Raw genomic sequence first — 25720 nt, 5'->3', positions numbered from 1 at the left:
CGGCTCGTGACTTATGTTTCTGATGGGATGAATAGCACCGCTTCGGGGGTAAGTGCTCCATGCCGCGGCGACCATGGCACGCCCTTGTGCGCGTGCTCGCTTCCGCGTCCATAGCAAGCACCGCACTGGTGGTGCCGCTCGACACGCCTGCCGCCGCTCAGGCCGCCGCGCCCGCGGACGGGCGGACCACCGGTCGCGCGATCCGGCCGGTCGCCGCCGTGGCGGAGCCCGTGCCCGCGGCGGTCAGCGTGCCGACGGAGGCGTCGCTGGCCACCAGAGCGGCGGGCGACTCGCCCGTGGGGCCCGCGGCCCCGGAGGTGACCACGCCCGCCGGGCCCGCGCTCATCGACCAGATCACCGCGGAGGCGCGCAAACGCCTCGACGAGCAGGGCCTGGGCGAGCAGCGCGGGCTGCTGCCCGACACCGCGCAGGCCCAGACGCTCACCCTGGCCAAGCCGGTCGCCGGGCTGTTCGACAAGCTCGGCCTGCCCAAGGCCACCTCGCCGCTGACCTACCGGCTCTGCCTGGAGAGCGCCGAGGTGCCGTTGTCCTGCTCCGTCACCCGGCCGCTCGGCACCCCGGTCGCGGCCGACGTTACCGGTGACGACGTCCCCGACCTGGGCGCGGACCTGGTGCCCGTCGGCGGGTCCGACGGGGTGGGGCTCGGGTTCGCGATCAAGCGGCTGCCCGGCGCCGACAAGGAGCTGAAGGCGCGGGTCTGGGCCGAGTACGACGGCAAGGTGTCGGTGGGCTTCGACGGTTTCCGGCGCGGCACGTCCCTGTCGGACACCGACTGGGGGACGTTCACCGTCGACCTCACGGGCAAGCGGGTCAAGGCCACCGTGAAGCGGACCGACCCGGGCGCGTCCGTCGCGACCGTCGCCGGGCTCACCGGACGCAGCATGGTCAGCCTGCGCCAGACGCCCGCCACCGAGCGGCTCACGCTCGACGCCACCCTCGACTCGCCCCGCCTGGACGTCACCAGCTCCGCCCCCGCCGAACTCGACGCCCTGGCCGCGACCGGGAACCAGTACACCCAGGCCGTGCTCGACAAGATGCCCGGCAGGGCCCAGGTCGAGCTGTCGCGCGCCAGGAGCGGCTCCGCCCGCGTCCGTTTCGCCAGTTCCGGCAGGATCGGCCGCGCCCAGCTGCACAACTACGTCTACCGCGACGGGCGGCTGGCCCGGGTGGCGAGCATGTCGCTGCGGAACGTCCCGCCGAAGCTGACCGCCCAGTACGGCACGACGGACGGCAAGCAGGTCCTGTCCGTGGACGCCGACCGTCCCAGGACGGGCCAGGCCCGCGTCCTGTACTACGACCGCGCGGCGGGCAAGACCGTGCTGCGCGCCGAGCTGAGCGATCTGCCCGCCCGCGTCCGCCTGGTGAACGACCTGGCCGAGCACCGCGTCACGCACACGACCAGCTCGGCCATCGGCCGGTTCGCGGTGGTCATGCAGCGCAACGAGGGCGCCATCTCCAGCCCGCGCGGCGGCCACGTCACGATGATCAAGGACGGTGACGCGGTCGGCGTCTCCGGGCTGCTGTCAGGACTGTCCGGCTTCGACGTGACGTACGGCGCCGCGCCGCGCGCCCACCTGGAGGTGGACGCCAAGGGCAGGTCGTTCGTCGGCGCGGCCAGCATCGACGGCACCCACCTGGCCAGGCTGGAGATCTCGAACACGCCCGCCAAGGTGGACGTGATGCTGGACCCGTCCGCCAGGAAGGCCGTCTACCAGGCCAGCGGCGTGATCGACAGGCTCCGCGCCTCCTACGCGAACCTCAAGTCGGGCCCCACCGTCGACGGCACCGTGCTCGGCGTGCGCGACGACGTGAAGACCACGTGGGAGCTGGGGGAGCGCTCGACCGTGGACGTCACGACCTCCTCGAAGCTGCGGAAGATCCAGGTGTACGCGAACAAGGCGTACGTGAGGCGTCCCGAAGGGGAGGACGTCCGGGCCGAGGTCGAAGGGATCAGCAAGCGGGCCACGCTCGTGGCCGACACCGCCGCCAGGACCCTGACCTGGACCTCCGACGGCCCGGTGGCCAGGGTCTCCGCGCTGGCCAGGGCCGAGCTGCAGGGCCGCGACGTCAGAGCCGCCGCCGAGGTGACGGGCGTGCCCGCCCGCTTCGACGCCTCCTGGGACGCGTCCGCCTACCGCTTCCGCGGGCTGTCGGGCCCCGTCGGCTCGGCCGCGCTCGCCTTCACCAACCACGACGGCGCCAAGGCCCCCACGGGCCCGCACCTGGCGGCCCACTACGACCAGGCGTCAGGCGATCTCGACGCGAGCGTGCAGGTCAAGGGCCTGTCCACGGTCCAGTTCAGCCCGCAGGGGCAGGGCTTCACCGCCGACTTCCGCTCCGCCAAGCAGACCTTCGCCCTCGACACCGACGTGAAGCAGGGCGACCTGCGCTTCGGCCTGCTCGGCACCGTCGGCCCGCTGCCCGGCCGCCTCGCCGTCTCGGCGTCCGACGCCGGGCTCACCTACGCGGGCTCCCGGCTGGACGTGCGGGCCCGCGCCTGGCTCGGCAAGGCGGGCGCGCTGGAGAAGATGCGTCCCGCGCCCGCCGTGCCCGGCGGCCTGTCGCTGGTGGACGGCGGCTGCGCGCCGGGGTCGGCGGGCTGCGGCCAGGGCTCCTTCTGCATGGCAGGTCACGGCTGCTTCGGCGTCCAGGGCTACCTGGACGTGACAGGGCTGCCCGACCAGGTCGCCGTGGACCTGGCCAAGAAGACGCTCACCTTCTCCGGCTACCGGCCCCGGCGCCGCAGCCTCGGCGTCTACCTGAACAGCAGCGTCCTCGCGCCGGTCCCCATCAGGGCCAGGGCCACCCTGACCGGGCTACCGTCCAAGATCACCAAGATGTCGGTCGGGCCGCTCGACGTGGCGCAGGGCAACACCGTCCAGGCGAACTACAAGATCGAGCCCGCCGCCACGCTCGGCTCGCTCGACGTGCAGGCGCAGGCGGGCGGGGTGCGCGGGCGGGTGGCCATGGACCCGGTGCCCGCGACGCTGGCCGTCCAGGGGACCTTCGGCGCCAAGACCCGCCTGCGCGTGCAGAACTCCGCCGCCGTCAAGCGGTTCAGCGCCACGGTGACCGTCGACGGGGCGGGCACCGGCGAGGCCCGCTTCAGCGACGTGCCCGCCACCTTCGGGGTCGACGCCGACGCGTCGGCGGCGGGCCTGCGCGTCCCCGCCGTCACCTACCGGGCCGACCGTGGCACCCTCGACGGCTACCTCGGCGTGGAGGGCAAGCTGGTGGACCCGGCCGGCAGGCTGGGCGACGTGTCGCTCGCCGTCACCGACCTGGCCCCCGACACCACGGTCAGGCTCAACCCCGACCAGTCGCTCGACCTGGTCTCCAAGCCCACGCCGACCGGCCGCATCGAGGTGCACGCCGGGCTGAGCGTCGATCCGGTGGCGCGGCAGCGGATCGCCGTCAGCAAGGAGGTCCCGTACACGACCGGCTTCCTCTCCTATCAGGTGGGCGGCGACTTCGGCCTGAACCGCAGCTCGATCAAGGACGTCTCGCTGACCGTCCAGCGCATGTCGTGGCTGAAGATCAGGCCGGGCAAGATCCCGTTCGGCATGAAGGCGCCACCCACGCTCGGCTTCGTCGCGCCCGGCTTCGAGGGGGCCTACGACCGGCTCTCGCTCGGCGCCGACGGGGTGGACCTGCGTCCCGACGTCCGCCTGGACGTCAGGCTGAGCAGGAAGATCGGCGAGGACGTCTTCCACGACGCGGTGCGGCTGGGCCCCGCCACGTCCCTGGCTCTGCGCCGCTACGACCAGCGGCTGCGCCGCATCGGCGCCAAGCAGGCGATCAGCGCGGGCGGCGTCCAGCTCGCCTGCCTGACGGTGGACGCCAAGCCGGGCTTCGCGTCCGGGCAGCGGAAGAACTCGATCACCCTGCGCGGCGCGGACGGGCCGCAGATGGTGTCGCTGCTCGACCCCGGCAACCAGGTGCCCGACTACGCGGTGGACCTGCTGACCCACTTCATGTCCCCGTTCCCGGGCGCGGAGTGGAAGGTGGCGGGCGTCAAGGCCGGGCACTGCGCCAAGCCCGAGCCCGCCTCCCGCGACCAGAGGTGACCCGCGTCAGGACGTGCTGTGCGCCAGGGCGTGCGTGAGGCGGTTGAGGGTGTGCTGGAGGCCGGTCAGCTCGGTGACGTCCATGCCGGTGGCCTCGGCGATCCTGCGCGGGACGCACAGGGCGCGCTCACGCAGCCGCACGCCCTCCGGGGTCAGGCGGACCTCCACCGAACGCTCGTCGTCGGGGCTGCGGTCACGGCGGACGACGCCCGCCGCCTCCAGGCGCTTGAGCAACGGCGACAGGGTGCCCGAGTCGAGGCGTAGCGACCTGCCCAGCTCCTTGACCGTCACCGGTTCCCGCTCCCAGAGCACCAGCATCACCAGGTACTGCGGGTAGGTCAGGCCGAGCTCGGCCAGCTCGCGCCGGTAGACCGCGTCGAGAGCGCGCGAGGCGGCGTGCACGGCGAAGCACACCTGGTCGTCGAGCGAGAGGCCATCCATGTCGGCCAGTCTATCGGTTTGACGGCGCGCCATTTAGTTGTGCACAATCAAATTGCCAACAACTGAAGGAGAGAACGTGAGCAGCCTCTACACCGCCATCGCCACCGCCTCAGGGCGCGAGGGTCGCGCCGTCTCGTCCGACGGGCGGCTCGACGTGACGCTCGCCCCGCCGAAGGAGCTGGGCGGGACGGGCGCGGGCACCAACCCCGAGCAGCTGTTCGCCGCCGGCTACGCGGCCTGCTTCGCCAGCGCCCTGAACCTGGTGGCCAAGCGGATGGAGGCCGACGTGTCGGAGGCGTCCGTCACCGCCGAGGTCGGCCTCGGCTCCAACGGCGACGGCGGCTTCGCGCTGTCGGTCACCCTGCGGGTCGAGCTGCCCGACCACCTGCAGGGCGAGGCCGGCCGCGCGCTGGTGGAGGCCACTCACCAGGTGTGCCCCTACTCCAACGCGACCCGGGGGAACATCCCCGTCGAGCTGGTGATCGAGTAGCGGCCGGCCCCGTCGCGTGGCCCGCTGCGGGGGAGTCGTGGCCGTGCCAGCGTGGGGCCGGTGGTTCCGGGGCGGGTGCGGTCAGCCGGGGTCGGTGTTTCCCGGTGGCGGGTTGTCGCCGTCGTAGGTCGTGAACGGCCGGTCGGTGAGGAAGGCGCGCAGGGCCTTGAGGTACGGGCCGGGGCTGTCGTGGCGGGGGTCGCCTTCCAGGTACACGAGCCTGGCCGCGGGCAGCGTCCGCCGGTAGTCGAGCGCGGCCGACCAGCTCTGGCCGTCGCACGAGCCCTTGACGACCAGCGCCGGTACCGTCAGCCCCGCCATATCCTGCCGCAGCCGAGAGGGCGGCAGCCGCTGCGCCAGGTTGGCGTAGCCTCCCGAACCCCGCAGCGCGCCGGACGGGCTCTGCGGCGGTGCGCCGGTTCGCGTGGGAGCTGTGCGCGCGGAGGGCGAGCCGGACGGGCAGGGGCCGGTGCCGGCCTCCCGGCGTAGCCGGTCCAGGTGGGCGTCGAGCTCGGAGTCGCCCGCGAAGGCGTGAGCGGCCCGAGGATCGACCCTGAGCAACGTGTACGCCGCCAGGACGCGCGGCGACAGGACGTTCCGCGACGGGGACAGCAGGGTGGCCGTCGACGGCGTGCGGTCGAGGGCGGCGGGGGAGGAGAAGACGACCTTGGAGACCCGGTCGCGGTGGGCGGCGAGATAGGCGGCCGCGAGCTGGGCGCCGTAGCCGTGGCCGATGAGGGTCAGTCGTTCCGCGCCGATCGTCTGACGGATCGCGTCCAGGTCCGCCACGTCGCGGGACAGGCCGTAGCCGTGCGGGTCGGCCAGCCGTTCGGAGCGTCCCGCGCCGAGCTGGTCGTAGACGTACACCGGGTACCCGTCGGCGGTCAGGCCGCCGAAGAACGCCGAGTCGCCCTTCAGGTCGGCCAGCCCCGGGCCGCCGTGCAGGAATACGACGGGGTCCGTACGGGTGACGCGCTTGGGCGTCAGGCGCACGTACGCCAGCCGCGAGCCCGTCGGCAGCCGCCACTCGCGCTGACCGGCCACCGGCGGCAACGGCGAGAGTGCTTCCGGCGGCGGACGCAGGGTGGCGCCGGTGACCTGCCAGACGACCGCGACCTCGATCCCGAGGATCACGAGCGCCCGCGTCCACCGCCCCCATGCCACTCGCGGCCTGGGGACGCAGAGCAGCAGCCCGAGGAAGAACACCGACGCGAACACGGCGAGCCCCACGACCGTGAACACGTCCGGGTCGCCCGTCAGCATCGCCGTCCCGGCCAGCCCTGCCAGGCCGAGCACCGGTGACATGGCCAGCACGGCCGCCCCGGTCAGCAACCTGACCGCCCACCTGGCAAGAGCACGCACAGGTCGAAGCTAGCCCAAACCGGACGTACGGGTCACCGAAACACGGGTTTCGGCCACGACGGGGCAGGCCGCAGAGCCGTCCCCGGGGCGGAGCCGTCCTGAGGCGGTGCGGCCGCAGGGCCGGGCCGAGGCGGGGGCGGAGGCGGCCGTTGTGGGGCGCGTCCGGGACCGGGCCGGGGGAGAGGTGGGCGTGCGGTCGTTCACCCGCCCCTCTACCCCGGCGCTGGCCGGACGATCAGTTGCTGTCGATGAACTGCTGGGCGAGCGTCCTGCCCAGGTTGACGGCCTGGGTGTGGTTCTCGATGGTCGACACCTTGGTGCCGGAGCCGGTGAAGACGATGTAGGTGACACCGGTGTCGGTGCCGCCGTTGCTCGGGTCCGGGTTGATGCCGAGGTCGGCGGCCGTCCGGTAGGACGCCTCGCCGATGATGCCGCTCGGCCCCGTATCACCCATCACCGCGTACTCGACCTGGCCGTTGTAGACGACCGCCACCACCGTCCCGCAGTCGATGCCCTTGGTCCGGTAGTCCCAGATCGAGCTGACGCTGGGCACCACCACGTAGGGGAGCTGCGCCGCGTTGAGCGGGGTGTCGGTGCTGGTGTGGCAGAACGTGTCGGCCTGGAAGCAGCAGTCGGTGCTCTCGTTGCACTGCGTCGTGCGGATGCCGTCGCAGTCGATGTCCATGTCGCCCTTCCAGAAGACCGCGCCGGTCTTGTTGCACACGGCCACGGTGGCCGTGCTGACGTCGGAGTCGGTCTTGTACTTGCCGTTGGAGATCTGGCTGCACGTGGTCACCTTGGCCAGGAGCTGGTCGGCGGTGGGCCCGGTGGTGCCGCCGCTCGCGGTGCCGGTGACCGTGGCGCTGTGCCCGGACTCGTTGCCCGCCGCGTCCACCGCGGTGATCGTGTACGTGTGCGTGGAGCCGGCCGCCAGCCCGCCGATCGTGGCGCTGGCCGTCGGAGAGGTGGCCACGACGGTGGTGCCCTCGTAGACCTTGTAGCCGGTGACGCCCACGTTGTCGGTGGAGTCCGTCCAGGCCAGGGAGATGCTGCTGGCCGAGGTGCCGCTCACGCGAGGCCCGGCGGGGACGGTGGGGGCCTGCCCGTCGGGGCCGCCTGAGCCGCTCACGGAGAGCCGGTCCACGTTGGGCCCGCCGTTGGCCGAGGTGCCGGTCGCCCGGATCGTGTTGACCCCGGCGTTCAGGGTGACGGTGACGTTGCCGTCGGCCCAGGTGTCCCAGGTGCCGGTGCTCGGGAAGTTCACCCCGGACGCGGCCACCGACCCGTTGACGGCGATGTCCATCGGCCGGGTCACGGTGGTGCCGTTGGCGTAGCGGAAGGTCAGCGTGTGGCTGCCCGCCTCCTCCACGTTGACGCTCCACTCGATGTACCCGCCGGCCGTGTTGACGTAGTCGACGAAGCCGGTGCCGGTGTAGCCGGTGTGGTTGGTCGCCACCGTGGCCTGCGACAGCGTGGCGGCCTCCGCCTGGTACTCGGTGGCGGGGGCGTCGGCGAGGGTCGCCTCCAGGTAGTCGAGGTTGGGGTTGCCGCCCGCGTTGGTGGCGGTGACGCGGATCTTGTTGTCACCGGCGTTGAGCGTCGCGGTGAGCGTGGACGTGGCCCAGGTGTCCCAGTTCGCGGTGGGGCCGAACGAGCGGTTGGCCGAGACGACGGTCCCGTTCACCGAGACGCTGGCGGTGCGCGCGGTCGTGGTGCCGTTGGCGTATCGGATGGCCAGAGTGGCGGTACCGGCGGCGGGGGCGTTGACGGTCCACTCGGTGTACGGGCCGGAGACGTTGTCGCTGTTGACGAAGCCGGTGCCGGAGAAGCCGGTGTGGTTGGCCTCGACGACGCCCTGGACGTTGGTGGCGTTCTCGGCCTCGTACCTGATGGTGGCCGCCTGCGCGGGCAGCGCCGCGAAGGCCGTGACCACCAAGGAGAGCAGGGTGAGCAGGATCAGGGGGGCGCGGCGTAAGCGCGCCCGGGCTGGAGGATGCACGGGCTGGCCCTTCTGCCTTTTGTTAGGAAAATTTCCTAACAACTGGAGATGGGACCACTCCGTCATTTCCCCGTCAACCCTGACAAGGGGCCTAAAGTGTCAGCCTGAAGTGATCAAGCCAGCACCTGCGGTCGGCCGCCTGCTGTAGGGGATAGCGCTTGCTGCGGGTTGTGGGGTGAAATGTCACCATCCTCTAGAGGTTGGAGACTGACCGTGCCCTTGTTCGACCTGCCGATCGACCAGCTTCGCGCCTACCGCCCCGACCGCGACGAGCCCGCCGACTTCGACGCGTTCTGGTCGCGGACGCTCGCCGAGGCGCGCGAGCTGGACCTGGCGGCGGCTTTCACCCCCTACGACGTGCCGTTCGCCCTGGTGGACGCCTACGACGTCTCGTTCGCGGGATGGGGCGGCCACCGCATCAACGGCTGGTTCATCGTGCCCAAGGGTGCTGACGGCCCGCTGCCGTGCGTGATGCACTACATCGGCTACAGCGGCGGACGCGGGTTCCCGCACGACCACCTCGCCTGGCCCGCGGCGGGGTACGCGGTGTTCGTCATGGAGACCCGCGGCCACGGCGGCGCCAGCCCGCACCACCCCGGCGCCACCGGCGACCCGTACGGCGACTCCACCCCGTACGCGCCGGGCCTGATGACGAAGGGCATCCTCGACCCCGAGACCTACTACTACCGCAGGGTCTTCACCGACGCGGTCAGGGCGGTGGACGCGGCCGCCGCCCACCCCGCGGTGGACGCGAACCTGATCATCGCCTCGGGCGGCAGCCAGGGCGGCGGCATCGCCCAGGCGGTCACCGCGTTGCATCCGTCCATCAAGGCGGCGCTCATCGACGTCCCGTTCCTGACGCACTACCGCCGCGCGGTGGAGATCACCGACCGGGACCCGTATCAGGAGATCGTCCGGTTCCTGGCGACCCAGCGCGACACCGCCGAGCAGGTGTTCCGGACGCTGTCGTACTTCGACGGCGTGAACTTCGCCGCCCGCGCGCAGGCGGCGGCCCTGTACTCGGTGGCGCTGATGGACTACACGTGCCCGCCGTCCACGGTGTTCGCCGCGTACAACCACTGGCAGGGCCCCAAGGAGATCAGCGTCTGGCCCTGGAACGGGCACGAAGGCGGCAGCGGCTCCCAGCGCGAGGAGCAGCTGCGCTACCTGCACAAACTCCTCGCGTCAGGCTGACGTCCCGCCCGGTCCGGTACGGATCGGCCGTACCGGACCGGCGCGGACGCCCGTCAGTGAGACTGCCTCAGTGGGACTGCTCTGTCACCAGGAAGGCGACGGCTCCCTGCTCGTCGGGCCCCGCGTCGAGCGCCTTGTCCTCGAGCACGGTCGCGGCCACGGGGTCGAGATAGACCCGGGCCCCTTCGGCCTCGACGACCGCGTCGGCCGGCTCCGGCTGCGTCGCCAGCGACAGGGTGAGCGAGGTCGCCCCCTCTCCCTGGGACGAGATGCGGATCCCGCTCTGCTCGGGCTCCGGTGCGGAAGCGGTCAGGTCACGGATCGCCTGGGCTGCGTTGGCTGTCAGGGTGAGCACTACGGCTCCTCCTCACGGTCGACGTACATGAACTGCCTGCCCTTCCCGCTTATGTGCCGCTAAACCATCATCCGCCGGATTTTTGCCTCCTGTTTCGCGGGGCTGTCGGTGAACATGAGGTACGGAGCTCACCGCGTACCGGGAAGTCCATGCATGCGCGGTTCGGCGCCGGACGGCGGGCGGTGATCGCCCAACGGCACGTGACGCTGGTGCTAGGCTATGACCGAATGTCCTAATCAGTCATAGCTTGAACCGGAGGCCGGGAATGGCCGTCGCCTTCACGGACGCCGACAGGGAGCGCATCACCCGCTCCCTGCTCGACACCGCGGAAAGGCTCTTCGCCACCCAGGGGCTGAAGAAGACCTCGCTCGACGAGCTGGTCGCCCCCGCGGGCATCGCCAAGGGCAGCTTCTACGCGTTCTACGACTCCAAGGAGACCCTCTACAAGGACGTCATGATCCGCCGGGCGCCGATGATCGGCGAGCGGCTGAAAGAGGTGCTCGACCGTCCGCCGGGCGTCGAGGCCCTCGTCGCGCTGATGCGGGCGACCACCGAGGTGCTGACCACCGACCCCTTCTACCGCCGCCTGCTCACCCACCCCGACGAGCTGGAGGCCGTCGCCAGGAGGGTCGGCGCCGAGGAGGTCGAGCGCGTCGTCACCCCTCACCTGATCGCGCCGCTGGCCGAGTACTTCGCCAAAGGGCAGGGCGACGGCGTCCTCGTCGCCGACGTCGACCCCGAGGTGCTCGTCGGCGTGGTCCGCACGGTCGGGCTCGTCGTACTGAACCGCGACCGGTTCGGCGCCGGCTACGAACAGGTGCTCGACGCCACCATCAACGCACTGGCAAGGGGGCTCGTCGCATGAGCGTGCTGGAGAGATATGCCCGCCGGGTGGGCATGACCGACGAGGCGTGGAAGCGGCACGCCAACCCGTGGAGCGTCTGGACCAGGTTCGCCGCGATCCCGCTGATGATGCTGGCGATCTGGAGCAGGTCGTGGATCGGCTGGTGGGCGCTGGGGCCGGTCGCGCTGGTCGTCGTCTGGCTCGTGGTCAACCCGCACGCCTTCCCGCCGGTCGAGCGGCCGGAGAGCTGGGCGGCCAAGGGCATCTACGGCGAGAAGATGTGGCTGCTCGACAGGTCGCTGGTCACCGGCGACCACCGCAAGGTGCAGCGGCTGCTCGTCGCCGTGGGGCTCGCCGGGTTCGCGCTGCTGATCTGGGGCCTGGTGGCGCTGGAGGTCTGGCCCGCCGTCTTCGGCGCGTCGCTGGTGGTGCTCGGCCAGCTGTGGCGCATCGACCGCCTCGGCCAGCTCTACGAACGCCACCGGCCCGCCTGGCGAGCGGGCGGCGTGCCGGGCGCCCCCCAGGCGGCACGTTCCGCGAACCCCGACCGGGCTACCTGCCGGGCTGCCTACTGGGCCGCCTACCGGGCGAGCAGTTCCACCGGTGCGCCGAGGGTGCGCGACACCTCGAGCGCCGTGCCCGCCACCAGCGGGCCCAACTCCTGGGCGTCGGCCACCGACAGCTCGTGGGTCAGCGTCGAGATGCTCACCCCGGCCACCACGTGGCCGGTGTGATCGAACACGGCCGCGCCCACGCAGCGGATGCCCTGCTCGTTCTCCTCGTCGTCGATCGCGAAGCCGTGCTCCCTGACCACCGCCAGGTGGCGGCGGAGCGCGGCCAGCGAGGTGAGCGTGCCGGGCGTGCGCCTGGTCAGCCCCGTGCGCGAGGCGATACTCGCCACCTCCTCCTCGGACATGGCCGCCAGCATCGCCTTCCCGATCGCGCTGGAGTGCAGCCACAGCGACATGCCCACCCGCGACGGCATCTGGTACGGCTTGCGCCCCTCCAGCTTGGCCGCGTAGACGGCCTCGTCGCCGTTCAGCACCGCCAGATGCACGGTGTAGCCGGACTGGTCGTGCAGGCGTTGCAGCACCGGCGACGCCTGACGTACCGGGTCGAAGCGGGCGAGCATCCGGCCCGCCAGCGTGAGGATCTTGGGGCCAGGCAGGTAGCCCCCGGTGCCGTCGGGGCGGGCGAAACCGTGCTCGGCCAGCGACTGCAGGATGCGGTGCGTGGTCGACTTGGGCAGCCCGGTCGCCGTGGCGATCTTGGTTACGCTCTCGTGCTCGGCCAGCGCCTCCAGTACCCAGAGCGCCTTGTCGATAGCGGTGCTTGGCCGTTGCTCCACCGATCAAGCATACTCAGCGGGCCAGCCAGCCACCGTCGACGACCAGCACGTGCCCGGTGACGTAGTCGGAGGCGGCGGAGGCGAGGAACACCGCCGCGCCCTGCAGGTCCTGCGGGCGGCCCCAGCGTCCGGCGGGGATCCGCTCCCTGATCTGGGCCTCGCGCGCCTCGTCCTCCCGCAGGGCGCGGGTCACGTCCGTGGCGATGTAGCCGGGGGCGATCGCGTTGACCTGGACTCCTCTGGGCGCCCACTCGTTCGACAGCGCCTTGGTCAGGCCGGCCACGGCGTGCTTGGCCGCCGCGTACGACGCCACGTTGACGCCGCCCTGGAACGACAGCAGCGACGCGATCGAGATGACCTTCGTCGCGCCGTGCTCCAGGAGGGTCTGGCTGAGCACGTAGACCGCGTCGAGGTTGACGGCCATCACCTGCCGCCAGTCGTCCAGCCCGGACGAGCCGCGCCTGATCGTGCCCGCGTTGTTGACCAGGATGTCCACTCGGCGCCCGGCCAGCAGCGGCTCCAGCGCGGGCCGGATCGCGGCCGGGTCCGACAGCTCGAGCACGAGCTTGTCCACGTCCCGGCCGAGCAGCTTGACCTGGCGCTCGGTCTCGTCGAGGTCGTCGTGGTGCCCGTGCAGGATGAGGTCGGCCCCGGCCCTCGCGAGGCCGACCGCGATCTCCCTGCCGATCCCCGCGCGCGCCCCCGTGACAAGAGCGGTGCGGCCGGTGAGTGAGAAGAGCTCCATCGTCACCGCATCTCGGTGATGGCGACGTGGTCCATGTCGTCGAACGCCTGGTTCTCGCCCGCCATGGCCCAGACGAAGGCGTAGCTGCGGGTGCCGAACCCGCAGTGCACCGACCAGCTCGGCGAGATGACCGCCTGCTCGTTGGCGACGACCAGGTTGCGGGTCTCGTCCGGGCGGCCCATCAGATGGATGATCCGCTGGTCCTCGGGCAGGTCGAAGTAGAGGTAGACCTCGGTACGGCGGTCGTGGGTGTGACACGGCATGGTGTTCCACATGCTGCCCGGCTCCAGGACGGTGACGCCCATGACGAGCTGGCAGCTGCGGATGCCGTCGGAGTGGATGTACTTGTGGATGGACCGGTCGTTGGAGCCGTCGGCGCTGCCCAGGCGGAGCGGCTCGACGTCCTTCAGGCGCGCGTGCGTGGTGGGCAGGCTCTCGTGGGCGGGCGCGCTGACCAGGTAGAACGTCCCGCCTTCGAAGGTGACGTCACGCGCGCCCCTGCCGACGTACAGGCAGTCCTTGTTGTCCAGCTGGTACGGCACGCCGTCGACCTCGACGGTGCCCGGCTCCCCGATGTTGATCACGCCCAGCTCGCGCCGCTCCAGGAAGTGCCCGGCGCGCAGCTGGTCGAGCGCGGGCAGCGAGGTTCTGCGCAGCGGTCTCACTCCGGCGACGACCAGCCGGTCCTGATGGGTGTAGACCCCGTCCACCTCGGGTCCGAACAGATCCTCGACGAGGTAGCGGCTCCGGAGCTGCGTGGTGTCGAAGTGGCGGATCTGGTCGGGCGCCGTGGCATGCCGTGTTTCCATCTCTTCCCTCCGGTAGTTCCGCGTCCTACGATCCTAAGCACGGAACGCTGTTCTATCCAATGGAACGCCTTGTCCCCCCGGAGGCGCGCGATGTATCAGCAGAACTTCGATCCCACCGGCTCCCTCTGGCTGTCGGCCCTCCTGGCCGCACTTCCGCTGCTGGCAGTGCTGGTGCTGCTGGGCGTCTTCAAGTGGAAGGCACACTGGGCGGGCATCTCCGGCCTGGTCGTCGGCCTCCTGATCGCGGTGCTGCCCTTCGCCTACGGCATGCCGATCGGCCAGGCGCTCGACTCCGCCGTCTACGGCGCGGCCCGGTCGGTGCTGCTGATCCTGTGGATCACGTTCAACGCCATCTGGATCTACAAGATGACCGAGAAGAGCGGCCACTTCGCGGTGCTCCGCCGGGCCTTCCAGGGGGTCAGCGACGACAAGCGGATCACCGCCATCGTCATCGCGTTCTGCTTCGGCGCGCTGATCGAGGCCCTGGCCGGAGGCGGCTCGCCGATCGCCATCTGCGCGGTCATGCTCATCGCCCTCGGCTTCGAGCCGATGCGCGCCGCCGTCATCGCGCTCATCGCCAACACCGCGCCCGTCGCGTTCGGCGGCATGGGCAACCCCATCACGATCCTCGGCAGCGTCACCGAACTGCCGCCCGAGCCGTTCGGCGCCATGGCGGGACGCCAGACCGCCTTCATCGCGCTGCTCGTCCCGTTCATCCTGGTCTTCGTCGCTGACGGGCGGCGCGGCCTGCGCCAGGCGTGGCCGGCGGCGCTCGTCGCGGGGCTCAGCTTCGGCGCGACGCAGATCCTCATGTCGCAGGTCAACTACCTGCTCACCGACATCGCCGCGGCGCTGGTCTCGGCCGTCGTCCTGGTCGGCTTCGGCAAGATCTGGAAGCCCGCCGAGACGGTCGGCCTCACGCCCGCCCCCACGCCGATGGCCGGCGGCTCGGTGGACGACCCGGCGTTCGTCCGCACCCACGGGCGTCCCGGCGGCGACAGCACCGCCGACAAGATCGCCGCCTTCGCCCCGTACGCCGTCATCATCGCGCTGTTCTCCATCGCGCAGATCCCCGCGATCAAGGCCTTCCTCGGCGGCTTCACCGTCAAGCCCGCCTGGCCGGGCTTCCACCTGGTCAGCCCGGCGGGCAAGGCCGTCCCCGTGGTCTACGAGCTCCCGTGGGCCTCGCACCCGGGGACGCTGCTGTTCGTCTCCGGCCTGCTCACGCTGCTCGTGCTGCGGATCAGCCCGGCCTCGGCGCTGGCGACCTACGGCGCCACGATCCGCCAGTTCGGCTGGGCCATCGTGACCATCCTCGCGGTCTTCGCGCTCGCCTTCGTCATGCAGTTCTCCGGGCAGATCCAGACGCTCGGGCTGTTCCTGGCGGGCGCCGGCGCGTTCTTCGCGTTCCTGTCGCCGGTGGTCGGCTGGTTCGGGGTGGCGATCACCGGCACCGACGCGGGCGCCAACGCCCTGTTCGCCAAGCTGCAGACCACGGCCGCCGGTCAGCTCGGCGTCCCGCCCGAGCTGTTCGGCGCGGCCAACAGCGCCGGTGGCGTCATGGGCAAGATGATCTCCCCGCAGAACCTGGCCATCGGCACGGCCGCCGTCGGCCTGGTGGGGGAGGAGGGCAACCTGTTCCGCCGGGTCATCGGCTGGAGTGCGGCGCTGCTGCTCATCCTCTGCGTGCTGGTCTTCCTGCAGTCGACGCCGGTGCTCGGCTGGCTCGTCCCCTGACGGCCCGCGGGCCCCTGACCCGCCACCCTCTCCGCAGGTCAGGGGCCCGCGTGGCAGGGCGGCCTGTCCCGGGTATGGGGAGCAGGTGAGAGTAGTGGCACTGGCCGACACGCACGCGCCCCGCAGCTGGCGCTCGATGCCGCTCCGGGTGGCCGAGCAGCTCGCCGACGCCGACCTGATCCTGCACGCCGGTGACGTGTGCGTCCCGTCCGTGCTGCGCGAGCTGGCCGCGTACGCGCCGGTCCGCGTGGTCAAGGGCAACAACGACGGCCCGGACCTGGACGCGCCCGAGACCCTCGAGTTGATCCTCGACGGGCTGCGCGTGGCCATGATCCACGACAGCGGGCCCGCGCGCGGACGTCTGGAGCGGATGCGGCGCCGCTTCCCCGAGGCCGACCTGGTGGTCTTCGGACATTCGCACATCCCGCTCGACGAGTCGGGCGACGGGCTGCGGATCTTCAATCCCGGCTCCCCGACCGACCGCCGCCGCCAGCCGCACGGCACCGTCGGCGTGCTGACCATCGAGCACGGCGTCCTCAGAGAGGTGCGGATCATCCCGGTCAGCTGACGCGCACGGTCAGCTGACGCGCACGGTCAGCTGACGCGCACGGTCAGCTGACGCGCACGGTCAGACGTCGCCGACTTCGCGGGGAGTGAGGCCGAAGGCTTCGGCCACCGGGCGCCAGAAGGTGACGAAGAGGGTCTTCGCCTCCTCGGCCTCCTTCGAGCGGGCCACGCCGCGGCTGTAGTCGCGGTCCTTGGCGATCGGGCCCTTGCAGCCGGCCTTCAGGTAGCGTCGCGCCCAGGACAGGAACGCCGCGTCGGCCTGGTACGACAGGTCCAGCGCCCGTACGAGCGTCCGCTTGACCTCCGCGCCGCCGGGGACGTCGCCGACCTCGAGCAGGCGGGCCGCGGCGAGCTGGTCCCGGCGGGCACCGGTGATCTTCTGAAGGGTGTCGGCACGGCCCGCCCGGCAGGCGCTGACGCCCGCGACGGCCTCCTTCAGCCCGGACCGGGCGTCGCCGCCGCCGGACAGCAGGTGGTCCACGGCGGCGGCCTGGGCCGTCCCCGCGTCACCCTGCTGCTGGGACGGCGCGGGAGGGGCCGTGACCGACCCCGCAGTGCCTCCCACAGTGCCTTCCGCAGTGCCTCCCAGCGGTACGACCTGCGGCGACCGCCCGGCGACCAGCCACCCCGCCAGGCCGATCGCGAGCACGGACACCGCCAGGGCGGCGAGCACCGGCCACCTGCGCCAGAACCTGCCCCGCTGCGCGCGCAGCCGGTCGAGGCGCGAGCCCGGCGGATGTTCCTCCCCGCCGGCCGGGAACGTTCCCTCGCGAGCAGCCCCGAAGGGAGAGCCCTCGGAGGAGGTCGGCGCGTGGGGCGGCTTGTCGTGAGCCGTCACGAAGAACGAGATCTTCGGCGCGGGCACGTACCGGGGGATCTCGCGTATCTGGGGCGGCCTGTCAGGGGGCGTCGCGCGCGGCCGCCGGCTGCGGGGTGTCGCGCGGAGCGGGTTCTCGTGAGCCTGGGGCGGCGGTTCGTAGGGCGGACTCTCGCGCGCGCCCGCGCTGGGCGGCACCACATGGGGCGCCGCGAACGGGCCGGATTCCTGGACGGGGGCGAGAGGCGCCGCGCAGCGGGGACACTGCCGGAGGGCGCCCACGTCGGCCCCGCACCGCCCGCACACACGGTTGTTCACCAAGACGCTCTCCCGAAATGGCCTCAAAAAACAGGCGAAAAGGGGTGTGCTTATCTCTGTCCGGACAATGCATGAGGCTATTTGATAACGACCCTTTGGTGAAGCCTTGGAGGGTTCGTAAACTCATCGCGTCTGCGATGGGAGGGCCCATGGTTCTCGAAAGCTCCGACGCCGGCCGTCTGCGGGCGGCTTCACCGCAGCTCGGCAGGGCGCGGATGAGCAACGTGACCCGCTATCTCTGCGCCGCCGCATACCTCGACAGCGGCTGGCGTGACAAGGTCCTGTCGGAACTTTTATTGGACGAATTTCGCGCAGTAGCGCCCTCCCATGGAGGATTCGACCTTATTCCGGTGATCCATCATTGCCGCCGGTCCAGGTCGGTCCTGGTGGTCCGCGACGCGCTGATCACGCTGATCGTCGTCACCGGGCTCGTCCTGCAGCCCCTGGCCACGATCGGCTGGCTGGCCGCGATGGTGCCCTTCGTCCTGCTCACGACGGAGCCGGTCCGGCGGGGTCCGCTGTACGTGCGCGTCCTGATCTGGATCTGGGCCGGGCCGGCGCTCGCCTGGCCGCTCGCCATGCTGGCCTTCCCCACCTTGGTGAGCGCGCCCGCCTCGGGGCCGGGCGCGTTGTTCGTCCCCCTCGCCATACTCGTCACCGCCCTCGCCTACCGCATCGCCACCTACATGACGCTGAGCCGGACGCTCGGGCCCGGCGCGCCGGAGCCGGCGGTCGTGAGCGCCCAGCCGAAGCTGGCGCGCCGCCTCGACTACCTGCGCAGGGCGCAGTGGGGCAACGTGACCATGTACGCGGGCGAGGACGCGTTCATGGGCGCGGGCACAGTCGAACGGAGCTGGTCCATCGCCGTCGAGCTGGACCGGGTGCGGAGCCAGCGGACGCCCAGGCGGCAGGCCGAGCCCGTCGACCTCGACCCGGTGGAGCTGCACGCCCACGTCCGCGCCCGCCTGGTCGAGATGCGCGACAACGTGCTGCGGCCGAACGAGAGCCTCCGGCGGCTCGACATCGGCGACCACGTGGTCACCCGAGGCCGCTACACGCCGACCGACTGGGGGGACGACGCGGGAGCCCACCCGATGGTCGACGCGTCCGGGCTGCCCCGGCCCAAGGCCACCGCCGAGGAGATCGCCGCCATCGCCCGCCACCCGCAGGGCGGCATCCGCTACTACCAGCGCGTCACCATTACCAACGCCGGGCAGGAGATCCGCCACCGCGACGGCGGCCTGGTCGCTCCCGCCGAGGACCAGGAGGCGCTCACGTCCGCCTTCATCCACCTCGCGGTCGAGGGGCGGATGCTGACCACGCAGTTCGTGGTCACTGTGCTGCCGCCCGTCCGGGAGCGCTACCACCTGGTCGACCGCCTGCCGACGATGACGACCGGCGCGATCGCGTGGGAGGCGGCGAGCAGGCTCAAGCTGCGCCTGCTGCGCGACGTCCTGGCGGGGCCGGCGCGGCTCGTCCGCGTGGTGGTGCAGGCCGTCCGGCAGGCCAACCTGACCTCCGCCCCCTCGCGCCACCTCGTCTACCCGTACGGGGCCGGCTTCAGCGTGCGGGAGCTCGGCGCGAGCCGCGACCTGCAGACCTGCGTCCAGGCGCTCGACGCCAGGAAGTACGTCAAGCTCATCGAGCAACGCCTCACCGAGGCGGTCCTGGACTTCCTGGAGGAACGCGGCATCGAGACCCGCGCCTACCGCATCCAGGCGGCCGGGGTGGTCATGAACACCATGACGTCCGGCCCGGGAGGGCTGATCACCGGCCCGCTCACCCTCGGAACCCCCGCGGCCGGCCGCGTCGGCCGCTCGTGACGGCGGCCCTCCCCGCGCCGTTCACCCCGGCTCTCCCCGGAGTGCACCGGCAGGCCGCGGCAGTGGACGATCATGCTGGACGCACATGCGGGACTCTCCTTCTCGTCGGCCTGTCGCAGAACGTCCACCTCTCCATCGTGCCAGGTCAGCGGCGCCCGGCGGGCGATTGCGCCGCCCGGGGGCCGCTGACGGCCCGCGGCGGGCGAGGTAGGGCGGGCACTACCGCGAAGACGGGTGGCAGCGGGGGTCCGGCGCCGCGGCGCGCTCGGAATGCTGGTCACTGATCAGACCCGAGCATCGGAGGACCTCTTGGCAACCGCGTCCATCACCCGAGCCCAGCGGGGCAGCGACTTCGCCCACCTGGCGCGCCGCGTCGCGCAGGAGGGCCTGCTGGATCGCCGGCCCTGGTACTACGCGGCCCGGATCAGCCTCGTGGCGGGCCTGTTCGCCGGCAGCTGGGCGGCGTTCGTGCTCACCGGCGACTCCGGGTGGCAGTTCCTCGTCGCGGCCCTGCTCGCCGTGGCGTTCGCCCAGGTCACGCTGCTCGCCCACGATCTGGCGCACGGCCAGGTGCTCCGCACCCGGCGGGCCAGCCGGATCGCCGGGCTGTTCGTGGGCAACCTGGCCGTCGGCCTCAGCTACGGCTGGTGGCAGGACAAGCACACCCGGCACCACGCCAACCCCAACCACGAGGACCACGACCCGGACGTCGCGCCGGACGTGCTGATCTGGTCGGCCAAGCAGGCCGAGGCCAGCCGGGGGCTGCCCCGGTTCGTCGGCCGCTGGCAGGCGTTCCTGTTCTTCCCCCTGCTCACGCTGGAGGGCTGGAACCTGCACGTGTCCAGCCTCAGGGCGATGCGCCGCCGCACGCTGAAGAACCGCGGCACCGAGGCGCTGCTGCTGCTCGCGCACTTCGCCGCCTATTTCGGCGCGATCTTCGCGGTGCTGCCTCCCGGCAGGGCGGTGCTGTTCCTCCTCGTCCACCAGGCGTGCTTCGGCGTCTACCTCGGCTGCACGTTCGCCCCCAACCACAAGGGCATGCCGATGTTGACCGCGGAGGACGAGCTGGACTTCCTCCGCCGCCAGGTTCTGACCTCCCGCAACGTCCGGGGCGGACGGGTGGTGAACACCGTGCTGGGCGGCCTCAACTACCAGATCGAGCACCACCTGTTCCCCAGCATGCCGTCCTGCAATCTGCGCAGGGCGCAGCCGATCGTCCGCGAGTACTGCCAGGCGCTGGGCGTGGACTACGCCGAGTCCGGGCTGCTGGAGTCGTGGGGGCAGGCGCTGCGCCACCTGCACGCCGCCGGAGCGCCGCTGCGCCAGAACTGACGTCCGGAACCGGCGGCCGGAACTGACGGGACGGGACGGCGAACGCCGCGCCGATGCCCTCGACGGCTTACGGCTGCCGCGAGTCGGCGTACCCTAGAGGCCCATACGCACCAAGCGAGCGTCAGCATCGGTGAAGCTTCTCGCGCGGCGGGAATGTGACAGGGGTAAACCGGGATATGTGCGGCGGCGACCATAGCGGGCACCGGCCGATCACCACAGACCTTTCCGGCCTGCGCGACTGGGTCCAGCGCCGCGGGGCCGAGGCGGGCATCAAGGGAGTGCGGCTCGACGACCTCGTCATCGGGGTCAACGAGGCCGCGATCAACGTCCTCGAGCACGGCGGCGGCACGGGCACCGTCTCCATCTGGGACGACGACGCGTACCTCACCGTCGACATCGTCGACTCGGCCGGGCTGCTCACCAGCGACCGCGCCCGCACGCAGCGCCCGCCCGAGGGGGCGAACCGCGGCTTCGGCCTGTGGCTGATGGGCCTGCTGTGCGACGAGTTCACGGTCAGCCAGGAAAGCGGCAGGTCACGGGTCCGGCTGCGGATGCGGTTGTAGCGAACGCGCCCCGGGGGAAGGGAGGAGGAGACACCGGAACCTGGGGGAGGCGCCGATGACCACGTACCTGCTGGCCGAGGTGACCGGCGCCGATCTGGCCGCCGCGCGGATGCAGATGGCGCTCTCGCTGGGCTGGCACATCGTCATCGCCTGCTTCGGCGTGGGCATGCCCGCCATCACGCTGATCGCCGAATGGCGCGGCCACCGCACCGGCGACGTCCGCTACCGGTTGCTGGCCCGCCGCTGGGCCAGGGCGATGGGGGTGCTGTTCGCGGTCGGCGCGGTCTCGGGGACGATCCTGTCGTTCGAGATGGGCCTGCTGTGGCCGGGGCTGATGGGCGTGTACGGCCAGGTCATCGGGCTGCCGTTCTCGATGGAGGGCATCGCGTTCTTCATCGAGGCCATCTTCCTGGGCATCTACCTGTACGCCTGGGACCGGCTGCGGCCGGTGCCGCACCTGCTGTCCGGCGTCCCGATCATGATCGCCGGGGTGGCCAGCGCGTTCTTCGTCGTCACCGCCAACGCCTGGATGCAGCAGCCCACCGGCTTCGACGAGGTCAACGGCCGGATCGTGGCCGTGAACCCGTGGGCCGCGATGTTCAACCCCGCCACCCCGTCGCAGACCGTCCACATGATCCTGGCCGCGTTCATGGTCGCCGGGTTCGGCATGGCCGGCGTGCACGCCGTCGCCCTGCTGCGCAGGCCCGGCGACCGCTACCACCGGCTCGGCCTGCTGCTGCCGTTCACCGTCGCCGCGATCGTCGCCCCCGTCCAGGTCGTCGTCGGCGACTGGTCGGCGCACTTCGTCGCCCAGAACCAGCCGGTCAAGCTCGCCGCCATGGAGGGCGTGTTCAGGACCGCCCGCGGCGTCCCGCTGAGTGTGGGCGGCGTCGCCGTCGACGGCGAGATGCGGTACGCGCTGGAGATCCCCTACGGACTGTCCCTGCTGGCGCACTGGAACCCGAACGCCGAGATCATCGGCCTCAACCGGACGCCCCCGGCGGACCGGCCGCCGGTGAACGTGATCCACTGGGCGTTCCAGATCATGGTCGGTGTCGGGTTCGCGCTGGTGGCGCTGGGCGCGTGGCTGGCCGTCGGGTGGAAACGGCGGCGGGACCTGCCCCGCTCGCCGTGGTTCCTGCGCGCCACCGCCGTGTCGGGCGTGGCGGCCGTGCTCGCCCTGGAGGCCGGGTGGACGGTCACCGAGGTCGGCCGCCAGCCGTGGACCGTCTACGGCGTGCTGCGCACCTCCGACGCGGTCAACCCGGCGCCCGGCCTGGTGTACGGGTTCGTGCTGGTGAGCGTCGTCTACGTGGCGCTGACCGTCGCCACCGTGTACGTGCTGCGCCGCCTGGCCCGCGCCGTGCCCGTCCCGCTCGCGCCGCAGGAGCACGACGTCACCGGCTACAAGGTCATCTGACATGCTGGCAGAGATCATGCTCGCGGCCCTGTGGATCGGCCTGACCGCCTACGTGCTGTTCGGCGGCGCGGACTTCGGCGGCGGCGTGTGGGACCTGCTCGCCGGCGGTGCCGTCAAGGGCGGCCGGCAGCGCGAGCTCGTCGAGCACTCCATCGGGCCGGTCTGGGAGGCCAACCACGTCTGGCTGATCTTCGTCATCGTGCTGGCGTGGACCGGCGTCCCGCCGGTGTTCGCGGCCGTCGCCTCCACCCTCTACATCCCGCTGACGCTGGCCGCGCTCGGCATCATCGCCCGCGGCTCCGCCTTCGCCTTCCGCAAGGCGTCCACCGAGCTGTGGCAGCGCCGCCTGTTCGGCGCGACGTTCGCGTTCTCCTCCGTCGTCACGCCGTTCTTCCTGGGCACGGCCGCGGGGGCCATCGCCTCCCGGCGGGTGCCGCCCGGAATCGCCAGGGGCGACCTCGTCACCAGCTGGCTGAACCCCACGTCCGTCGTCGCGGGGCTGCTGGCCGTCGGCACCGCCGCCTACCTCGCCGCCGTCTACCTCACCCGCGACGCCGAGCGCTCGGGAGAGCAGGACCTCGCCGAGGCGTTCAGGCGCCGCGCCCTCGCCGCCGGCGCCGTCGTCGGCCTCCTCTCGGCCGCGGGGCTGCTGGTCCTGCACGCCGACGCGCCGGGCCTGTTCGCCGAGCTGACCTCCGGCCGCGCGCTGCCGTTCCTGGTGCTGTCGATCGTGGCCGGGCTCGCCTCGCTGGTGCTGCTCTGGTTCCGCGCCTACCTCGCGGTGCGGCTCAGCGCGGCGCTCGCCGTCGCCGGGCTGCTGTGGGGCTGGGGCGTCGGCCAGTACCCCACCCTGCTGCCCGGGGTCACGTTGCGGGACGCCGCCGCGACGGACTCCGTCCTGGCCGCCAGCCTCGGCGCGCTCGCCGTCGGCGCGCTGCTCCTGGTGCCGTCCCTGTGGTGGCTGTACGCCACGTTCCAGCGCGGCCACCGTCCACCCGAGCAGCCGATCCATGGGGACGGCTAAGGCGCGGCAAACATCCTGCTAGACCCGATTTCTGGTCATCTCACCGGGTACACGCGCAATGACGGCAAGGGGGAAATATGATCAACAAGCTGCGCGACATGGGCGTCAAGTCCAGCCACCTGTACACCGCCGGATTCGCGTCCATCGGCGCCGCGGTGGCCACCTGGATGCTCTCCACCACCATGGGGAGGGTCGGCATGGGCCGCGCCGACCGCCTGGGCATCTTCATCGGCCAGTGGGCCCCGACCTGCTTCGCCCTCGGCTGCGCGCTGCGCATGGAGGAGATTTTCGACATGGAGCACCCGGAGCAGCGCCGCGTCAAGGAACGGATGGCGGAGCGCGGCCGCGAGCCGGCCGGGGTGTGAGCACGCTCATCCGCGCCCGCTCCTGACCGCCGGGGCGGGCGCGCGACCATGACCCGTCCCGCCCACGTCCCTGATCACCAGATCTCAGGTGGAGTCGCGCTCGACCAGGGCATGGGTCCACAGGGCGAGGCGGGGCCGCCTGGTCACGCCCTCCTTGACGACCTGGTCCAGGGTCTGGGCGAGCACGGCCGGAGCGTCGGCGACGTTGAGGCGGACGGTGGTCAGCCGGGGCCGCAGCAGCTCTGCCAACGGCAGGTCGTCACAGCCCACGACCGCCACGTCGTCGGGAACGGAGAACCCGTTGTCGGCGAGCACCGCCATCAGCAGCATGGCGTAGTCGTCGTTGTAGGCGAACACGCCGTGCTTGGTGCGAGCGTCTCCGCTGACGCCCGCGTCCCGCCACGCATCCAGCCGCGCGGCGGTCGCGGTCTCGGAGAAGGCCAGATCCACCTGGGTGTACGGCAGCCCCCGGGCGGCGGCCACCCGCTGCACGCCGGCCGCCCGGCGCAGGCCCATGTCGCGCAGGCCGTCCTCGACCGGGACGATCGCGGTGAGGGTGTGACTGCCGCGAGCGAGGAGGTGTTCGGCGGCCATGGCCCCGATCCCCTCATGGTCCATGGTCACGGTGGAGACGATCTCGGAGGACCAGCCCACGACGCCGATGCCGATCACCGCTCTGATCCCCGCCGAGTGCAGAACGTCCACGGCCTGCCGGGTCAGCCGCTCGGCCGGGGCGAGGACCGCGACCGGGCGTAGCTCGGCCCAGGCGCGGGCGGCGGCCACGCCTTTCAGACGGCGCGCGCCGTACTGGATCATGGTGTAGCCGAGCTTGCTGAGCTCGCGATCCAACCCCTCCATCAGGCCGACGGCGAGCGGCCCGTACGGGATGTCGGCCAGCGGCACCAGCACCAGCCGGCTGTGTCCGGTTCGCAGCGTCCGGGCTCCGGCGTGCGGCACGTACCCGAGCCTGTCGACGGCCTCGTGGACGCGCGCCCGCGTCTCGTCGCTGATACGCACGCCCTCGCGGTTGTTGAGGACGTACGACACCGTCGCCTGAGAGACGCCTGCCTCCCGGGCGACGTCGAGGCTGGTGGGTGGCTTGGTGGACATCGAGTCCATTCTGGATTATCGCGAGTTCGTCAAGACCGGAGCCGTGCCCTTGTCTCTCTGCGAAGGCGATGCTATCAACTGCTTATACGTATAAACGGTCCTGCCGAGTGGCCTGCGGGGGTGCCACCCCTTGCCGGCGCGGCCGCCGTTGTCGATCACGTCTGTGGAGGAATCCGATGCTGCACACTCGCGAATGGGGCTCCGGCGGCCGGGTCGCCGTGCTGATCCACGGCATCATGGCCGACTCCCGCTGTTGGTGGCGGGTCGGCCCGGCGCTGGCCGAGCGTGGTTACCGGGTCATCGCGGTGGACCTGCCCGGGCACGGCGACAGCTTCCGCGCCGAGGAGTACACCCCCGAGCTGTACGCCTCAAGCGTGCTGGAGTCGCTCCCGGCCATCACTCCCGAACTGGCCATCGGTCACTCACTCGGCGGCCTCACCCTGGCGCTCGCGGTCGAACGGCTCAAGCCGGGCAGGGCGATCTACTCCGACCCGGCGTTCCGCATACCCAAGATCGACGGAGTGGACTTCGGCGGGATGATGGCCGCGGCCAAGGACCAGACCGTGGAGATGGTGCGGCAGGTCCATCCCGGCTGGTCCGCCGAGGAATGCGCCCTTGAGATCGAGATGCTGGCCAAGTGGGACCCGGCCACCGCGATGGCGCTGAACTCGTTCGCCGGCTCGGACTTCACGCCCGAGCCGGTGGTGCCGTCACTGGTTCAGCAGGCCGACCCGAGCGAGCTCATCTCCCCGGAGGCGGCCGAGGCCCTCGTCTCCAAGGGCTTCGAGGTGCGCGTGGTGAAGGGCGCCGAGCACACGATCCATCGCCACCTGTTCGAAGGCTTCATGGCCGGTCTCGAGGGCTGGATCTAGACCCAATGCCGCTTAGTTAGCGTGGTGGTGGGTCTGTCAAGCCAGCGAAGACAACAACGGAGCTCCTGCTAGAACGGTGTCGACCAAGATCACTGTT

General features: G+C 71.6%; 22 protein-coding genes and 1 pseudogene. 14 read left to right on the top strand and 9 right to left on the bottom strand.

Annotated features, from left to right (window positions below; all coding sequences use genetic code 11):
• Positions 1–92: 92 nt before the first annotated feature.
• Positions 93–4088, top strand: coding sequence for a hypothetical protein (locus ABZ297_RS29825; protein ID WP_355352632.1), 3996 nt, complete (start codon positions 93–95; stop codon positions 4086–4088).
• A 6-nt stretch (positions 4089–4094) separates the two neighbouring features.
• Here the strand turns inward: ABZ297_RS29825 and ABZ297_RS29820 are convergent, their stop codons facing one another.
• On the bottom strand, positions 4095–4529 hold the full coding sequence (locus ABZ297_RS29820) for a MarR family transcriptional regulator (RefSeq protein ID WP_355352629.1): 435 nt from the start codon (positions 4527–4529) through the stop codon (positions 4095–4097).
• 76 nt (positions 4530–4605) lie between these two features.
• On the opposite strand from ABZ297_RS29820, the gene ABZ297_RS29815 reads away from it, so the two are divergent.
• Entirely contained in the window at positions 4606–5019 is a 414-nt protein-coding gene (locus ABZ297_RS29815) for an organic hydroperoxide resistance protein (RefSeq protein WP_355352626.1), read from the top strand.
• Positions 5020–5100: 81 nt separating this feature from the next.
• Here ABZ297_RS29815 and ABZ297_RS29810 read toward each other — a convergent pair whose 3' ends face one another.
• The gene (locus tag ABZ297_RS29810) at positions 5101–6381 is read right to left on the bottom strand and encodes an alpha/beta hydrolase (protein WP_355352623.1); all 1281 of its coding nucleotides are present in this window, start codon (positions 6379–6381) and stop codon (positions 5101–5103) included.
• Between the two features lie 235 nt (positions 6382–6616).
• A complete protein-coding gene (locus ABZ297_RS29805) occupies positions 6617–8380 on the bottom strand; it encodes a CBM35 domain-containing protein (RefSeq protein WP_355352620.1) in 1764 nt (587 codons plus the stop codon).
• Positions 8381–8593: 213 nt separating this feature from the next.
• Here ABZ297_RS29805 and ABZ297_RS29800 point away from each other — a divergent pair, with 213 nt between their 5' ends.
• Positions 8594–9574 carry an acetylxylan esterase gene (locus ABZ297_RS29800; protein ID WP_355352617.1) on the top strand — a complete coding sequence of 327 codons (981 nt, stop codon included), beginning with the start codon at positions 8594–8596 and terminating at the stop codon, positions 9572–9574.
• Between the two features lie 67 nt (positions 9575–9641).
• Here the strand turns inward: ABZ297_RS29800 and ABZ297_RS29795 are convergent, their stop codons facing one another.
• Complete coding sequence (locus tag ABZ297_RS29795; RefSeq protein WP_355352614.1) at positions 9642–9929, bottom strand: Fe-S cluster assembly protein HesB; 288 nt, start codon at positions 9927–9929, stop codon at positions 9642–9644.
• A 265-nt stretch (positions 9930–10194) separates the two neighbouring features.
• On the opposite strand from ABZ297_RS29795, the gene ABZ297_RS29790 reads away from it, so the two are divergent.
• Positions 10195–10794, top strand: coding sequence for a TetR/AcrR family transcriptional regulator (locus ABZ297_RS29790; protein ID WP_355352611.1), 600 nt, complete (start codon positions 10195–10197; stop codon positions 10792–10794).
• Positions 10791–11252: pseudogene (locus ABZ297_RS29785) on the top strand (DUF6653 family protein); the annotation flags it as partial. The gene ABZ297_RS29790 and the pseudogene ABZ297_RS29785, both read left to right, overlap by 4 nt.
• A gap of 101 nt (positions 11253–11353) precedes the next feature.
• On the opposite strand, the gene ABZ297_RS29780 reads toward ABZ297_RS29785, so the two are convergent.
• From ABZ297_RS29780 to kduI, 3 genes are read right to left on the bottom strand one after another with little or no spacing between them, the layout of a single operon-like run.
• Positions 11354–12121 carry an IclR family transcriptional regulator gene (locus ABZ297_RS29780; protein ID WP_355352608.1) on the bottom strand — a complete coding sequence of 256 codons (768 nt, stop codon included), beginning with the start codon at positions 12119–12121 and terminating at the stop codon, positions 11354–11356.
• A gap of 13 nt (positions 12122–12134) precedes the next feature.
• The gene (locus tag ABZ297_RS29775; RefSeq protein ID WP_355352605.1) at positions 12135–12866 is read right to left on the bottom strand and encodes an SDR family oxidoreductase; all 732 of its coding nucleotides are present in this window, start codon (positions 12864–12866) and stop codon (positions 12135–12137) included.
• 2 nt (positions 12867–12868) lie between these two features.
• A complete protein-coding gene (kduI, locus tag ABZ297_RS29770) occupies positions 12869–13675 on the bottom strand; it encodes a 5-dehydro-4-deoxy-D-glucuronate isomerase (protein WP_355352602.1) in 807 nt (268 codons plus the stop codon).
• Between the two features lie 90 nt (positions 13676–13765).
• Here kduI and ABZ297_RS29765 point away from each other — a divergent pair, with 90 nt between their 5' ends.
• Together ABZ297_RS29765 and ABZ297_RS29760 are read left to right on the top strand one after the other, a co-directional pair.
• Positions 13766–15412: an L-lactate permease gene (locus ABZ297_RS29765; protein ID WP_355352599.1), complete on the top strand. Its 1647-nt coding sequence runs from the start codon at positions 13766–13768 to the stop codon at positions 15410–15412.
• A gap of 85 nt (positions 15413–15497) precedes the next feature.
• Positions 15498–15980 (top strand): metallophosphoesterase family protein, encoded by a 483-nt coding sequence (locus ABZ297_RS29760; RefSeq protein ID WP_355352596.1) that lies wholly within the window; start codon positions 15498–15500, stop codon positions 15978–15980.
• A gap of 60 nt (positions 15981–16040) precedes the next feature.
• Here the strand turns inward: ABZ297_RS29760 and ABZ297_RS29755 are convergent, their stop codons facing one another.
• Entirely contained in the window at positions 16041–17114 is a 1074-nt protein-coding gene (locus ABZ297_RS29755; RefSeq protein WP_355352594.1) for a hypothetical protein, read from the bottom strand.
• Positions 17115–17263: 149 nt separating this feature from the next.
• On the opposite strand from ABZ297_RS29755, the gene ABZ297_RS29750 reads away from it, so the two are divergent.
• From ABZ297_RS29750 to ABZ297_RS29725, 6 genes are all read left to right on the top strand, one after another.
• On the top strand, positions 17264–18937 hold the full coding sequence (locus ABZ297_RS29750; protein ID WP_355352591.1) for a hypothetical protein: 1674 nt from the start codon (positions 17264–17266) through the stop codon (positions 18935–18937).
• Positions 18938–19327: 390 nt separating this feature from the next.
• Positions 19328–20269: an acyl-CoA desaturase gene (locus ABZ297_RS29745; RefSeq protein WP_355352677.1), complete on the top strand. Its 942-nt coding sequence runs from the start codon at positions 19328–19330 to the stop codon at positions 20267–20269.
• Positions 20270–20424: 155 nt separating this feature from the next.
• Positions 20425–20832 carry an ATP-binding protein gene (locus tag ABZ297_RS29740; RefSeq protein ID WP_355352588.1) on the top strand — a complete coding sequence of 136 codons (408 nt, stop codon included), beginning with the start codon at positions 20425–20427 and terminating at the stop codon, positions 20830–20832.
• 55 nt (positions 20833–20887) lie between these two features.
• On the top strand, positions 20888–22252 hold the full coding sequence (locus tag ABZ297_RS29735) for a cytochrome ubiquinol oxidase subunit I (protein ID WP_355352585.1): 1365 nt from the start codon (positions 20888–20890) through the stop codon (positions 22250–22252).
• Position 22253: 1 nt separating this feature from the next.
• On the top strand, positions 22254–23276 hold the full coding sequence (locus ABZ297_RS29730; RefSeq protein WP_355352582.1) for a cytochrome d ubiquinol oxidase subunit II: 1023 nt from the start codon (positions 22254–22256) through the stop codon (positions 23274–23276).
• A gap of 77 nt (positions 23277–23353) precedes the next feature.
• On the top strand, positions 23354–23641 hold the full coding sequence (locus ABZ297_RS29725; protein ID WP_355352579.1) for a hypothetical protein: 288 nt from the start codon (positions 23354–23356) through the stop codon (positions 23639–23641).
• Between the two features lie 84 nt (positions 23642–23725).
• Here ABZ297_RS29725 and ABZ297_RS29720 read toward each other — a convergent pair whose 3' ends face one another.
• Positions 23726–24751 (bottom strand): LacI family DNA-binding transcriptional regulator, encoded by a 1026-nt coding sequence (locus ABZ297_RS29720; RefSeq protein WP_355352576.1) that lies wholly within the window; start codon positions 24749–24751, stop codon positions 23726–23728.
• Between the two features lie 176 nt (positions 24752–24927).
• Here ABZ297_RS29720 and ABZ297_RS29715 point away from each other — a divergent pair, with 176 nt between their 5' ends.
• Positions 24928–25623 carry an alpha/beta hydrolase gene (locus ABZ297_RS29715; protein WP_355352573.1) on the top strand — a complete coding sequence of 232 codons (696 nt, stop codon included), beginning with the start codon at positions 24928–24930 and terminating at the stop codon, positions 25621–25623.
• The last annotated feature ends 97 nt before the right edge of the window (positions 25624–25720 follow it).

Origin of the sequence: Nonomuraea sp. NPDC005983 (assembly GCF_040614375.1) — a bacterium.
GTDB lineage: Bacteria > Actinomycetota > Actinomycetes > Streptosporangiales > Streptosporangiaceae > Nonomuraea.
The sequence above is the reverse complement of the archived record's forward strand: the minus strand, read 5'-3'. Positions and strand labels throughout refer to the sequence as shown.